The organism is Propionibacterium acidifaciens, from assembly GCF_003798325.1.
In the GTDB taxonomy this organism is placed as follows: domain Bacteria; phylum Actinomycetota; class Actinomycetes; order Propionibacteriales; family Propionibacteriaceae; genus Propionibacterium; species Propionibacterium acidifaciens.
Genome location: NZ_CP033719.1, coordinates 632,893 through 645,843, shown reverse-complemented (window position 1 = coordinate 645,843; position 12,951 = coordinate 632,893). Strand labels below are relative to the sequence as shown.

The following is a 12,951-nucleotide window of genomic DNA, read 5'->3' as shown; positions in this document are numbered from 1 at the left end:
CGTGCCCCGCGCGGCGACGGCGGGGCGTCTCATCCCGGTGGTGCGGCGTCGCCGTCCACGGCATGGGGCTACGATGTGCCGAGTAGCTTCGCATCCGTTGAACCAGCCGAGGACGGTCCCATGAGCAACGACGCCAGTTCCGACTCCGCCGACCTTAGAGTCATCATCTACTCCGACGATCGCACGGTGCGCGAGCAGGTGCGGCTCGCCTTGGGGCGTACCCTCGCGTCCGGTCTGCCCCCGCTCGAGACGAGTGAGTTCGCCACCCAACCCGCCCTGTGGGCCGCCCTCGAGAAGGAGGATTATGACGTCGCGGTCCTCGACGGGGAGGCCGTGCCGGCGGGCGGGATGGGCGTCGCTCACCAGATGAAGGACGAGTTCGCGCACCCGCCGCTCGTCGTCCTGCTCGTGGCGCGCGCGGCCGACTCGTGGCTGGCCGCCTGGTCCGACGCCGAGGCGATCTCGCCCTACCCTGTCGATCCCATCCGTCTGCCCCAGACGGTGGCCGACGTCGTGCGCAGGGCGCGCGCCGGCTCGTCGATGCCCATGACCACCGAGGGCTTCGGAGCCCCGGGCCAGTCGAGCCGGCACGGTCTCGACGACAACCATGACGTTCCCGAGGAGATGGCGATCTGATGGCGCAGATGACATGGCCCGACCTCATCACCGGACTCATCAATGGCCATGATCTCGACGACGAGGCCGGTGCGTGGGCCATGGATCAACTGCTCACGGGGCGGACCAGCCCCGAGCAGATGAGCGGCTTCCTCGTCGCCCTGCGTTCCAAGGGCGAGACGAGCGGTGAGTTGTCGGCCCTCTCCAAGGGCATGCTCTCCAGGGCCCTCCCGCTCGAGCTCCCGCGCGAGGCGGTCGACATCGTCGGCACCGGCGGCGACCGCGCCAACACGGTCAACGTCTCGACGATGGCCTCCATCGTCACGGCGGCGAGCGGCCGCCCCGTCATCAAGCACGGCAACCGCGCCGCCAGCTCGATGTGCGGCACTGCCGAGTGCCTCGAGGCCCTCGGCGTCGTCATCGACCTGTCGCCGGCCGCCGAGGCGGCCGTCCTCGCCGAGGTCGGCATCGTCTTTCTGTACGCCCAGCGCTACCACGCCTCGATGCGTCATCTCGGCCCGACCCGCAAGGCGCTCGGCGTGCGGACCGTGTTCAACTTCCTCGGCCCGCTGGCCAACCCGGCCCGTCCGCACGCCCAGGCGATCGGTGTCGCCGACGAGCGGATCGCTCCGCTCATGGCCGGGGTCCTGGCCCGGCGCTGCGACCGCGGCTTCGTCTTCCACGGCACCGACGGCCTCGATGAGCTCACGACGACGGGCCCCTCGGACGTGTGGATCCTCGGCGGCGGCCGCTGCGAGCGCACCGTCCTCGACCCCGCCGAGCTCGGGTTGGCTCCTGCCACCCGCGAGGACCTCGTCGGCGGCGACCCCGAGCACAACGCCGGGGTCGTCCGCGAGGTCGTCTCCGGCGCCACAGGTCCGGTGCGCGACATCGTCTCGCTGAATGCCGCGGCCGCGATGCTGGCCTTCGACGGCCCGGACTTCGATGAGCCGGTCGCCGACCAGCTGCGCGCCCGCCTCGAGCAGGCTCGGCGAGTCATCGACGACGGCCACGCCGCCGCGCTGCTCGACCGGTGGATCTCCTCGACCCGGGAGCACGCCCGGGAGTGATCTCCCGGCGGGCGGGCCCGGGCCGTCCGCGTCCGGGCCCCGCCCGGGGCCGTGCCGGTCGCCGATCCTCGTCGACCTCGCGTCGTGGGGCGGGTCGATCCGCGCCGGAATGTGGCCCCTTGATCGTCGGAGCCCTTGATGGGTCATGATTGGTCCATGAGTGAGAATCCGACCAGCACGTCCCAACCCGACGAGCCCGACGACGCGACGCGCGTCTTCGCCCCCGGTTCGGCGGCACCGTCTCCGGGTGCCCCCTCCTCCCAGAGCTCGGCGCCCACATGGCGCAGCACCACCTCGGCCTCTTCGAGCGCACCGACCTCGAACCCCGTTCCGGGGTGGCGCGGCGCTCCGACCCAGACGCCGGCGTCCGCGTCGAGTGCCTCCGCGGCCTCCTCCCCGGTCAGCGGTTCTTCGACCGGTTCCTGGGGGCACCAGCAGCCCACCGCGTCCCAGCCCCAATCCGCCCCGTCGTGGGGTGGCGCGCCGGGCCGTCCGTCCGCCCAGCAGCCCGCCGCGTCCCAGCCCGCGCAGCCCTGGGGCGGCCAGAACTGGGGGCAGCAGGGCCAGTCCGTGCAGGGCGGCTACGCCGCCCAGCAGGCCCTTTACGCCGCACCCGCTCCGGCTCACAAGGACGGCCTGCGCGCCCTGTTCGACCTCAGTTTCACCGAGATGGTGACGCCCCTCGTCGTGAAGATCCTCTACGTCCTGTCGATGATCGTGGGCATCCTGTGGTGGCTCTTCGCCATCCTCATCGGCACCGGCGCCGCGTCCATCGACCCCTACTTCAACAGCGGTTCGAGCGTCATGCTCGTGCTGGGGATCCTGCTCGGCTGGATCCCCGGGGTGATCATCGTCCTGGGCACCCGCATGATCAGCGAGTTCGTCCTGTCGAGCCTGAAGACGCAGCGCACCGCCGAGGACATCCTCAAGCGCCTCGAATCGCAGTGAGCGAGTCCGGGCCCCATCGGTGGCGAGGAGCCGTCCTGCCATCGGCCGGGCGGCTCCCGCCGTGTCGGGCTCAGCGCAGGAGCCGCTGGACGAGGCAGGCGTAGGCGCCCGCCCACAGCGCCGGCCCGTAGGCGAAGGGCCTGCGGCGCGCCCGTCCGAGCCCGTGGACGATCCCGGTGAGCGCGCCGAGCACCGCAGCGACCATGACGGCGCCGATCACCCCGGCGATGCCCGTGCCGGACGAGCCCGTCAGCGCGCCGAGCCCGACGGCGAGCCGCACGTCGGCGAAGCCCAGACCGGCGCCGGAACGCCAGACGAGCCAGAAGAAACCGCCCACGGCGACGGCCCCGGCGGCTGCGCCGACGAGGGGCCACGGGTCGCGTGCGAGCGCGGCGCCCAGGGCGAGGGCGGCGGCGAGCTCGCCGAGCACCAGCCTCGTGAGGCCGCGCGGTATCCATGTCGAGACGGCGTCGACGCCGACGAGGACGACCGCCCCGGAGCCCCAGACCAGCCAGGCGGGGGCGAGGGGCCCGGCGGTGGCCGTCGCGGCCGAGGACCCCAGGGCCCCCAGCAGGCAGATGAGCCGCACCCGTCCGCTGACGGCGAGCAGCGCGTACGGAGTCTTCCCCTCGGCACCCGGCACCATCGGGTCGGGCTCGGGCTGGCGAGCCAGGAGGCGCAGGTGGACGGCGACGAGCAGCAGCGAGGCGGCGAGGCACAGCGCCCATCCGATGAGCCAGGAGGACGCGACCAGGGGCGGGTCGGCCATGACACGAGCCTATTGACAGCTGGGCCCGTCCGGAAGGCCTCCGTGCGGTCCGCGCGGGGCGACCCGGAGCCCCGGGGGTGCCCCCCATGTGCTCTGCCATGCGGCAGTGGGGCAGGTCGGGGGGTCTGCCGCGTGTCAAGTCCTAGGTTTTGTGGGGGTTTGTCTGTCTGGTTCCGGCTGGCGCGGGGGCGCGTTTGCCGGGGTCTGGTGACGGGGCGGCCTGTACTGGCCCGGCGGGGTGGTTGCGGTGCCAGGCTTGCTCGTGCTCGGCTGGGTGGAGTGATGTAGGTTTTTCAGACAGTGGTTAATGTGGAGTGCTTGGTGTTTTTCGGACAGTGGGTGAAATGATCGTGAGGTAGAATTATGGCTGTCATGAAACAGGATCGTTTCTGGTTTCGCGGAGTGGGAGGTGCTCGAAGTCGTAGTCGAAGGAGCGTCCGGTGACGTATGAGGCGGACGCGCCGAGGGTTTCTTCGGGGGTCTCGCGCTGGATGGTGGCGATGTTGTTCTTGGCCGCGTTCCGGACGTGCTCGACCGGGTTGTGGTCGGGCGCGTACGGTGGCAGATGGATCGGCGTGATGCGCTCCAGCAGCCGGCCCGGCTCGTGGAGGGCGGTCAACGCTTTCGCATGGTGGAATCGGGCGTTGTCGAGGACGACTGCGATCTTCTCTGTCTCGGTTTCGCGTTGGAGTCGTTCCAGCGCGAGGATCGTCTGCTCGGTGTTCTGGTTCCCCTCGACAGGGTACAGCGTGACCCTCTTGCTGGTCGGGGAGAGGGCGCCGAAGAAGGACTGGGACGTCTTCTTCCGGTCCACGGACCGGTCTGGTGCGTTGTCCTTTCGGGGGCTGCATGCGGCGGGTCTCGGCCTCGTGCTCGGGGCGGGCCTCGTCTGCCGTGTAGACCTCCCAGCCGGCGTCCAACAGGGCATTGACTTGGGTTTTCACTTCGGTCATGCGTCTGGTGATGGCTTTCTCGTTGCGGTGCTTGTCGAACGGGTCGGGCAGTTCGAGGCTCAGCCCGCAGAAGCGCAGGAGCAGCTGGTACGAGGAGTCCGACTGGTGTTCCACGTCGAACATGATCTTCACGACGTCACGTATCGCTGGGACGTCCCGGAACCCGGTGCGGGCGCCCGTCTGGGAGGGTGGCTGGGCGAGGATTTTCTTGAGTTCTTCCTTTTGGGTGCGGGTGAGTTTCGCCGCGTTCTGGTTCCCCGCATGGCCGGTCAGGACCGAGCACATCCTGGTGGCCCGCCACTCGGCCAGCCATTCCTGCACGGTCCTCTCCGTCCGCTCGACCATTTCAGCGATGATGCCCACGTCGACGCCACGGGAGGCGTACAGGATCGCTTCTGCTTTCATCCGCACCAGCACATGGTTGTCGGAACGCTTCTTCCACCTGATCAGGACGGCGGTTTCTTCTAAGGTGACTTCAACCTGCATGCCCCGATCATATCCGAAACGGCACAGGGAATCCACGAAAAATACGGTTTCGTTTCATGTTAGCCATAGTCCCGTCGCCAACGCGTTCAGGATTTATAGTCCCTTTATAGAGATTATTTACGATGTTTTGGAGTTTATGGCTGTCATGAAACAGGATCGTTTCTGGTTTCGCGGGGTGGGAGGTGTTCGGAGTCGTAGTCGACGGTGCGGCCGGTGATGTATGAGGCGAATGCGCCGAGGGTTTCTTCGGGGGGTCTCGCGCTGGATGGTCGCGATGTTGTTCCTGGCCGCGTTCCAGACGTGCTCGACCGGGTTGTGGTCGGGCGCGTACGGCGGCAGATAAACCGGTGTGATGCGCTCCAGCAGCCGGCCCGGCTCGTAGAGGGCGGTCAACGCTTTCGCGTGGTGGAATCGTGCGTTGTCGAGGACGACTGCGATCTTCTCTGTCTCGGTTTCTCGTTGGAGTCGTTCCAGCGCGAGGATCGTCTGCTCGGTGTTCTGGTTCCCCTCGATCGGATACAGCGTGACCTTCTTGCTGGTCGGGGGGAGGGCGCCGAAGAAGGACTGGGACGTCCTCCGCCGGTCCACGGACGGCCTGGTGCGCTGCCCTTTCGGGGGCTGGGCTGCATGCGGCGGGTCCAGGCCTCGTGCTCGGGGCGGGCCTCAGTCTTGCGGTGTGGGCCTTCCAGCCCTGGTCCGACAAGCTTTTGACCTGGGTCGTCGCCTCGGCCATGCGCCGGGTGATGGTCGTCTCGTCGTGGTGCTCGTCGAACGGGTCGGGCGGCCCGGGGCTCGGCCCGCACAGGCGCGGGAGCAGCCGGTGGGAGGGGCCCGACTGGTGTTCGACGTCGAACAGGATCTTCACGACCTCACGTAGGGCCGGGGCGTCCCGGAACCCGGTGCGGGCGCCCGTCCGGGAGGACGGCCGGGCCAGGATGGTCTCGGGTTCCTGCTTCCGGGCGCGGGCGGGTTCCGCCGCGTCCTGGTTCTCGGCGTGCCCGGCCGGGACCGGGCGCATCCTGGCGCCCTGCCACTCGGCCGGCCATTCCTGCACGGTCCTCTCCGTCCGCTCGACCATTTTCGCGATGATGCTGGTGCTGACCCCTTCGGAGGCGTACAGAATCGCTTCAGTCTTCATCCCGGCGAGCACGCGACTACCGGAACGCTTCCTCCACCCGACCAGGACGGCGGTCTCCTTCCGGGGCGACCCCGACCCGCACGCCCCCACCGCATCCGAAACGGCACAGGAAACCCACGAAACACGGTTCCGTCTCATGCTGGCCATAGTCAGAGCCGGGATTGCCGAGAGTTTCGAATGGGTTTCTCGGTCCAAAAAATTAAGGTTTTAAGTAATCTCCCATCCTTCAATATTCACATCTTCAATATCCCAATTTATTATCCAGTCCACCTCTGCAAAAACCCTTTTAATGATTCATAGTCCACAACCCAATTATCATAGTATTCTTTATTGCGATTTGTCAGGATATAATATCCGCTGTCATGGCTAGGGGCATCGTGAATTATTTTGATAAAAAACCCTGCTTGACTCCCGGATTCTATGAATCCAATCTTGCCGATAGGGATATTCATTTCATTTACCTTTGGTATTACCTGATAAGCGGTATGTGGTTGTTCACGTATGGGTAATTTGCACCAGGAGAAAATGCTTCAAGGTGTACGTGTGGAACTCCTGGAGAATGCGCTCCAGTCAAAGAACCATCATCAATTCTAAATTGACGAGTTCCGTCTGCGCTTCTGAATACCCCTTGGCCGGATCTTCCAATCTCAGAATACTCATTTCCTAACCATTTTTCTCCAACTTCAAGCGCCTCATCCTCCGTCAACTTGAACTGACTTGTTATGTTACCTTTGCCCTGTTGGGTTTCTTGGATGACTTTGTCGACTGTGCAGCTGTTGTGGACTGTTGTCCATGTGGTGCCTGTGTGGACGTGGCAGGTGTGGAGGTCTTCGATTTCGAGGTTGTGGACGGTGCGTGCGTGTCCGGTGGCCTCGATGCTCTGCACGGTGACCCAGGTGTTGTCGGGGGTGTGGAGCTGGTCGCCGGGAGCGATCCCCGATGCCAGTGCCCTCCAGCTCACCGGTCTTTTCGAACGCCCCAGCTTGCATGACCATCCTCGTCGAGGTGGATCTGGTCAAATCGGAGGGCCTGGATGCACAGCAGATGTCAGGCTGGCCCTGGGTCGTTGTTCTGATCGGCGAGCCAGGCTTTACCTGCGGGACTGTCCAGCCACTCCTGTTCGGTTGCGGGGAGGGTTATGGCGGTCATGAAACAAGATCGTTTTCGGTGTCGCGGGGTGGGAGGTGTTCGAAGTCGTAGTCGAAGGTGCGGCCGGTGATGTATGAGGCGAACGCGCCGAAGGTTTCTTCGGGGGTCTCGCGCTGGATGTTCGCGATGTTGTTCTTGGCCGTGTTCCAGACGTGCTCGACCGGGTTGTGGTCGGGCGCATACGGTGGCAGATGAATCGGGGTGATGCGTTCCAGCAGTTGACCGGGCTCGTAGAGACCGGTCAGCATCTTGGCGTGGTGGAACCGGGCGTTGTCGAGGACGACCGCGATCTTCTCGGTGTCGGTTTCGCGTTGAAGTCGGTCCAGCGCGAGGATTGTCTGCTCGGTGTTCTGGTTCCCCTCGATCGGATACAACTTGACCTTCTTGCTGGTCAACGAGAGAGCACCGAAGAACGACTGGGACGTCTTCTTCCGGTCCACGGACAGTTTGGTGCGCTGTCCTTTCGGGAGCCACATGCGGCGGGTCTCGGCCTCATGCTCCAGGCGCACCTCGTCTGCCGCGTACACCTCCCAACCGGCGTCCAACAGGTCCTTGACCTGGGCTTTCACCTCGACCATGCGCCTGGTGACGGCCTGCTCGTCGCGGTGCTTGTCGAACGGGTCCGGCAGCTTGAAACTCAGCCCGCAGAACCGCAGGAGCAGCTGGTACGAAGAATCTGACTCGTACTCGACATCGAACAGGATCTTCACGACGTCACGTATCGCTGGGACGTCCCAGAACTCGGCATCAATCCCGGACTGTGAGGGCGGCTGGGCCAAGACGGCCTTGAGGTCTTCCTTCTGGGCACGGGTGAGTTTCGCCGCGTTCTGGTTCCCCGCATGCCCGGTCAGCACCGAGCACATCCTGCTGTCCCGCCAACCGGCCAGCCACTCCCGGATGGTTTTCACGCTGCGCTCAACCATTTCAGCGATGATGCTCACATCAACGCCTCGAGAAGCGTACAGGATCGCTTCTGCTTTCATCCGCACCAACACATAATTGTCCGCGCGCTTCTTCCACCTGATCAGGACGGCGGTTTCTTCCCCGGTGACCTCAACCTGCATGTCCCAATCATATCCGAAACAGCACAGGAAATCCACGAAAAATACGGTTTCGTTTCATGACGGCCATAGTTCACTTTCTCGTGCCGTGTACCGGATCTGGCCGTTCGGAGTGGTTCCTTGACGTCTGACCTTCAGACGTGCGCCGACGGGAGGCCAGTTCTCGGGGTTGATGCAGAGGATGTCATCCCCGATGAATCTCAGATCGATGACACCGATGATGTCCGAGTCGTCGGTCCTCACGTCCAGGCCCCACGGATGGTGTTCGATGACTGTGCACCATTCTACCGGGCCATGCCATGGCACTTCTTTTGTCATGTTTCCTCTCAACTATGGCCGTCATGAAACAAAATCGTTTCTGGTTTCGCGGAGTGGGAGGTGCTCGAAGTCGTAGTCGAATGTTCGGCTGGCGATGTATGAGGCGAATGCGCCGAAGGTTTCTTCGGGGGTCTCGCGCTGGATGTTCGCGGTGTTGTTCTTGGCCGCGTTCCGGACGTGCTCGACCGGGTTGTGGTCGGGCGCGTACGGTGGCAGATGGATCGGGGTGATGCGTTCCAGCAGTTGACCCGGCTCGTAGAGACCGGTCAGCATCTTGGCGTGGTGGAACCGGGCGTTGTCGAGGACGACCGCGATCTTCTCGGTGTCGGTTTCGCGTTGAAGTCGGTCCAGCGCGAGGATTGTCTGCTCGGTGTTCTGGTTCCCCTCGATCGGATACAACTTGACCTTCTTGCTGGTCAACGAGAGAGCACCGAAGAACGACTGGGACGTCTTCTTCCGGTCCACGGACAGTTTGGTGCGCTGTCCTTTCGGGAGCCACATGCGGCGGGTCTCGGCCTCATGCTCCAGGCGCACCTCGTCTGCCGTGTAGACCTCCCAGCCGGCGTCCAGCAGGGCCTTGACTTGGGTTTTCACCTCGGCCATGCGCCGGGTGATGGCCGGCTCGTCGCGGTGCTTGTCGAACGGGTCCGGTAGCTTGAAGCTCAGCCCGCAGAAGCGCAGGAGCAGCTGGTACGAGGAGTCCGCCTGGTACTCGACATCGAACAGGATCTTCACGACGTCACGTATCGCCGGGACGTCCCAGAACTCGGCGTGAACACCCGCTTGGGAGGGCGGCCGGGCCAAGATGGTCTCGAGTTCTTGCTTCTGTGCGCGGGTGGGTTTCGCCGCGTTCTGGTTCCCCGCATGGCCGGTCAGGACCGAGCACATCCTGGTGTCCTGCCAGTCGGCCAGCCATTCCTGCACGGTCCGCTCGGCCCGCTCGACCATTTCAGCGATGATACCCACATCAACGCCACGGGAGGCGTACAGGATCGCTTCGGTCTTCATCCGCACCAGCACATGATTGTCGGAACGCTTCTTCCACCTGATCAGGACGGCGGTTTCCTCCGGGGCGACCCAGACCTGCATGCTCCGATTATATCCGAAACGGCACAGGAAATCCACGAAAAATACGGTTTCGTTTCATGTCAGCCATACCTCACGATCATTTCACCACTGTCCGAAAAACACCAAGCACTCCAGGGTCCGACTGGTGTTCGGCGTCGGACAGGATCTTCATGACGTCACGTATCGCTGGGACGTCCCAGAACCCGGCGCGGACACCCGTCCGGGAGGGCGGCCGGGTTAGGATGGTCCTGAGTCCTTGCTCCTGTGCGCGGGTGGGTTTCGCCGCGTCCTAGTTCCCGGCGTGCCCGGTCAGGACCGAGCACATCCTGGTGGCCTGCCACTCGGCCGGCCATTCCTGCACTGTCCGCTCGGCCCGCTCAACAATTTTCGCAATGATGCCGGTGCGGACTCCTTCAGAGGCGTACAGGATCGCTTCTGCTTTCATCCGCGCCAGCACATGATTGTCGGAACGCTTCTTCCACCCGATCAGGACGGCTGTTTCTTCCGGAGCGGCCTCGACCTGCACGCCCGGATCACATCCGGAACAGCACAGGAAATCCACGAAAAATACGGTTTCGTTTCATGGTGACGATATAAACCTCTATGTATTCCTCATGGACAGGCTTCTTCGTTGCAAAGAGAAGCAACAACCCAAAAAAGACTTTTTAGGGAATTGTCTTCTACGACTCCGTCATCTGTTATATTATTAGGAATATTGGTGATATGTGCACTCATTGGATAAGGCCCATCTCCCGACAACGAGTACCCTGCATGTCGTGGTATAAGAATTCCTTCGGTGAGTGGCAGCCTGTATCCTTTATTCGCAAGGCCACTGAGCCCCCAGTTTTCAGGGCTCAAACTTGGTGTAAATCGGACGAGAGCATACCCCTTTCTGTGTCTCGTCCGGAGCCATCGAAGAAGGGTTGCCAGAACTTGTAGGCGAGGATCCGGGTTTTCTTCTGGTGTAAGCATCCATACTTTCTTTTCAAAATGGTGGATTGACACCATATACTCCCGTCAAAGTGATCTGCGTCTCTGGATTTGGGACAAGTATCTCATCTAATCCTCCCGCGTTTCCATCAAGTGGAAGTGCCGATCGAGAGGTCATACCTGAAGCGCCATTGACGACTCCCTCGCTTACGAATCTTCCATAGTTTGCGCCTTCTGGAAGTCCGGCGATATCTCTGTAATTGGATATGGTTCTTGGGTCGACTCGGGTCCAACTGTGTCCCCATGGTCCGGACTGTTGTGCAAGTTCATCTGGAAGGGTCGGATCTTTCCCTCCATATGCGGTATACACGTTCGCCTTCTTTTGGGATCCCGGTGGAAACTATGGCCGTCATGAAACAAAATCGTTTCTGGTTTCGCGGGGCGGGAAGGTGCTCGAAGTCGTGGTCGAATGTTCGGCCGGCGATGTATGAGGCGGACGCGCCGAGGGTTTCTTCGGGGGTCTCGTGCTGAATGTTCGCGGTGTTGTTCTTGGCCGCGTTCCGGACGTGCTCGACCGGGTTGTGGTCGGGCGCGTACGGTGGCAGATGGATCGGTGTGATGCGTTCCAGCAGCCGGCCCGGCTCGTGGAGGCCGGTCAGCGCTTTCTCGTGGTGGGATCGGGCGTTGTCGAGGACGACTGCGATCTTCTCTGTCTCGGTTTCGCGTTGGAGTCGTTCCAGCGCGAGGATCGTCTGCTCGGTGTTCTGGTTGCCCTCGATCGGGTACAGTTTGACTTTTTTGCTGGTCAGCGAGAGGGCGCCGAAGAAGGACTGGGACGTCTTCTTCCGGTCCACGGACCGGTCTGGTGCGTTGTCCTTTCGGGGGCTGCATGCGGCGGGTCTCGGCCTCGTGCTCGGGGCGGGCCTCGTCTGCCGTGCAGACCTCCCAGCCGGCGTCCAACAGGGCATTGACTTGGGTTTTCACTTCGGTCATGCGTCTGGTGATGGCTTTCTCGTTGCGGTGCTTGTCGAACGGGTCGGGCAGTTCGAGGCTCAGCCCGCAGAAGCGCAGGAGCAGCTGGTACGAGGAGTCCGACTGGTGTTCCACGTCGAACAGGATCTTCACGACGTCACGTATCGCTGGGACGTCCCGGAACCCGGCGTGAACACCAGACCGGGAGGGCGGCTGGGCCAAGATGGCCTTGAGTTCTTCCTTTTGGGTGCGGGTGAGTTTCGCCGCGTTCTGGTTCCCGGCGTGCCCGGCCGGGACCGAGCACATCCTGGTGGCCCGCCAGTCGGCCAGCCATTCCTGCACGGTCCGCTCCGTCCGCTCGCGACCATTTCAGCGATGATGCCCACATCAACGCCACGGGAGGCGTACAGGATCGCTTCTGCTTTAATCCGAACCAGCACATGATTGTCGGAACGCTTCCTCCACCTGATCAGGACGGCGGTTTCCTCGGGGGTGACCCCGACCTGCATGCCCCGATCATATCCGAAACAACACAGGAAATCCACGAAAAATACGGTTTCGTTTCATGTCAGCCATAGTTTTGGATAACTCCCCAATCCATTACAAGACCGGTGGGGGTTAGTCCGTTGCGGCGTCAACCCCATATTCATCAAAAAGAAATTCTGTAGAAAATTCGCCATACGATTCAAAGTCCTCTAGGAGCCCAAACCAAAAATCCGTATCTCGAGAAACAGCTTTATCGATACTCACTAAAGCTTTCTTGATTTCACCTTCTTTTCTGCGTATGGACTCTATTTCAGTGTCGTCTGTATAATATGGATAAAATTGAGCAAAAGTTTCGAGTGACCAAATAAACTTATTTACATCCGAATTGATGAATTCGGGGCTATCGATGCCACTTCTCATAACAGATCCATCCCCCTCACAGATATAAATGCAACGATTCGGATTTCCAATCACCAATCTATCTGGAAAATCTCCACGGATCACAGGCTCGTCAATCCGATCGAAAACGCCATATACCCTTTTAGGAATTTTTCTAAGAGTTTCGTCGGGGCAAAATTTTCCCCAAATATCCTGAGCCCTGAACCCCCATGGGCTTCTGTCGATCATCGCTACCATAACAGTTGTTACCTCCCGAACAGATTTCGTACGGCATCGCCAAGTGCGCTATTTGTCGTATCTCTAATTGCTTGTGCAGTTTCATTTGCTCCTGATGTCCACGGATAAGAATACGTTGTATCGATATTTCTTCCTCGGAGCATTGGATCACATCGAGACGAACAGGGTTGACGTTCAGTGTACAGCTCGACAATTCGATCACCATATTATTTGACAGCCCCCTGCTCGGCGTGCCAGTCTTTATTAGAGCGAAAAACTTCAATCGGACCATCTGGTCCATCGAGGCGAGTCGCTGCATAGTTTCCTTTTGCGCTCGTGGCTGTTGCGCCGCCACGGCTCCACCCATCAGCGA

At 62.0% G+C, this 12,951-nt stretch carries 15 protein-coding genes; 5 read left to right on the top strand and 10 right to left on the bottom strand.

Annotated features, from left to right (window positions below; translation table 11 throughout):
- Nucleotides 1–120: 120 nt before the first annotated feature.
- The 3 genes from EGX94_RS02850 (at nt 121) to EGX94_RS02840 (ending at nt 2,633) form a co-directional block, all read left to right on the top strand.
- A complete protein-coding gene (locus tag EGX94_RS02850) occupies nt 121–636 on the top strand; it encodes a DNA-binding transcriptional response regulator (RefSeq protein ID WP_021797116.1) in 516 nt (171 codons plus the stop codon).
- Nucleotides 636–1,685, top strand: a complete 1,050-nt coding sequence (trpD, locus tag EGX94_RS02845; RefSeq protein WP_021797131.1) for an anthranilate phosphoribosyltransferase — start codon at nt 636–638, stop codon at nt 1,683–1,685. Before EGX94_RS02850 ends, trpD begins: the two co-directional genes overlap by 1 nt.
- Before the next feature lie 156 nt (nt 1,686–1,841).
- The gene (locus tag EGX94_RS02840; RefSeq protein WP_123825871.1) at nt 1,842–2,633 is read left to right on the top strand and encodes a DUF4282 domain-containing protein; all 792 of its coding nucleotides are present in this window, start codon (nt 1,842–1,844) and stop codon (nt 2,631–2,633) included.
- Nucleotides 2,634–2,703: 70 nt separating this feature from the next.
- On the opposite strand, the gene EGX94_RS02835 is transcribed toward EGX94_RS02840, so the two are convergent.
- Both EGX94_RS02835 and EGX94_RS02830 read right to left on the bottom strand, forming a co-directional pair.
- Nucleotides 2,704–3,402, bottom strand: a complete 699-nt coding sequence (locus EGX94_RS02835) for an A24 family peptidase (protein ID WP_021797123.1) — start codon at nt 3,400–3,402, stop codon at nt 2,704–2,706.
- A 370-nt stretch (nt 3,403–3,772) separates the two neighbouring features.
- Entirely contained in the window at nt 3,773–4,216 is a 444-nt protein-coding gene (locus tag EGX94_RS02830; RefSeq protein ID WP_051383763.1) for a transposase, read from the bottom strand.
- Between the two features lie 118 nt (nt 4,217–4,334).
- On the opposite strand from EGX94_RS02830, the gene EGX94_RS13280 reads away from it, so the two are divergent.
- Nucleotides 4,335–4,823: a hypothetical protein gene (locus tag EGX94_RS13280; RefSeq protein ID WP_155948320.1), complete on the top strand. Its 489-nt coding sequence runs from the start codon at nt 4,335–4,337 to the stop codon at nt 4,821–4,823.
- A 135-nt stretch (nt 4,824–4,958) separates the two neighbouring features.
- On the opposite strand, the gene EGX94_RS14250 is transcribed toward EGX94_RS13280, so the two are convergent.
- From EGX94_RS14250 to EGX94_RS02795, 6 genes are all read right to left on the bottom strand, one after another.
- Complete coding sequence (locus EGX94_RS14250; protein WP_123825869.1) at nt 4,959–5,429, bottom strand: transposase; 471 nt, start codon at nt 5,427–5,429, stop codon at nt 4,959–4,961.
- 1,019 nt (nt 5,430–6,448) lie between these two features.
- Nucleotides 6,449–6,940 carry a hypothetical protein gene (locus tag EGX94_RS02815; protein ID WP_021797112.1) on the bottom strand — a complete coding sequence of 164 codons (492 nt, stop codon included), beginning with the start codon at nt 6,938–6,940 and terminating at the stop codon, nt 6,449–6,451.
- 184 nt (nt 6,941–7,124) lie between these two features.
- Nucleotides 7,125–8,192 (bottom strand): IS630 family transposase, encoded by a 1,068-nt coding sequence (locus EGX94_RS02810; protein ID WP_081707345.1) that lies wholly within the window; start codon nt 8,190–8,192, stop codon nt 7,125–7,127.
- 336 nt (nt 8,193–8,528) lie between these two features.
- Nucleotides 8,529–9,596 carry an IS630 family transposase gene (locus tag EGX94_RS02805; RefSeq protein WP_081707356.1) on the bottom strand — a complete coding sequence of 356 codons (1,068 nt, stop codon included), beginning with the start codon at nt 9,594–9,596 and terminating at the stop codon, nt 8,529–8,531.
- A 268-nt stretch (nt 9,597–9,864) separates the two neighbouring features.
- Nucleotides 9,865–10,101 carry a hypothetical protein gene (locus EGX94_RS02800; RefSeq protein ID WP_043120932.1) on the bottom strand — a complete coding sequence of 79 codons (237 nt, stop codon included), beginning with the start codon at nt 10,099–10,101 and terminating at the stop codon, nt 9,865–9,867.
- Between the two features lie 730 nt (nt 10,102–10,831).
- Nucleotides 10,832–11,359, bottom strand: coding sequence for a transposase (locus EGX94_RS02795; RefSeq protein ID WP_021797130.1), 528 nt, complete (start codon nt 11,357–11,359; stop codon nt 10,832–10,834).
- A 118-nt stretch (nt 11,360–11,477) separates the two neighbouring features.
- Between EGX94_RS02795 and EGX94_RS13275 the strand changes: the two genes are divergently transcribed.
- Nucleotides 11,478–11,921: a hypothetical protein gene (locus EGX94_RS13275; protein WP_155948321.1), complete on the top strand. Its 444-nt coding sequence runs from the start codon at nt 11,478–11,480 to the stop codon at nt 11,919–11,921.
- A gap of 174 nt (nt 11,922–12,095) precedes the next feature.
- On the opposite strand, the gene EGX94_RS02785 is transcribed toward EGX94_RS13275, so the two are convergent.
- Both EGX94_RS02785 and EGX94_RS14245 read right to left on the bottom strand, forming a co-directional pair.
- Nucleotides 12,096–12,590 carry a hypothetical protein gene (locus EGX94_RS02785; protein ID WP_123825867.1) on the bottom strand — a complete coding sequence of 165 codons (495 nt, stop codon included), beginning with the start codon at nt 12,588–12,590 and terminating at the stop codon, nt 12,096–12,098.
- A gap of 17 nt (nt 12,591–12,607) precedes the next feature.
- Entirely contained in the window at nt 12,608–12,742 is a 135-nt protein-coding gene (locus EGX94_RS14245; RefSeq protein WP_404825115.1) for a hypothetical protein, read from the bottom strand.
- Between the last annotated feature and the right edge of the window lie 209 nt (nt 12,743–12,951).